This window comes from Monashia sp. HAY1-2A (assembly GCF_056755315.1).
Window position 1 is genome coordinate 1 of sequence record NZ_JBNDHY010000731.1, and the last position, 240, is coordinate 240.

The 240-nt window shown below is 65.4% G+C and carries 1 pseudogene; it reads right to left on the reverse strand.

The features are described from left to right. A pseudogene (locus tag ACPYOM_RS23705) lies at positions 1-229 on the reverse strand (SDR family NAD(P)-dependent oxidoreductase); the annotation flags it as partial. Positions 230-240: the final 11 nt, after the last annotated feature.

A 240-nucleotide genomic window follows, 5' to 3' on the forward strand; every position in this document is an offset into this window, starting at 1 on the left:
CCCGCAGGGGCGGCAGCAGACCCGCATCGAGCCGCTTCTTCACCTCGACGGCAACATCGGCGGTACTGCGCATAGAGGCGAGGTCGGCCCGGATTACCGACACGTTCCTGCTTCTTGCGGTCAGCTCATCGACGTGGCCGCGGGCCAGGATCACCACATGCGTGTCCGGTTCCTGGGCAAGGATGTATTCCGCGGCGATGCGTCCGATGCCGCGGCTGGCACCGGTCATCACGATTGTCT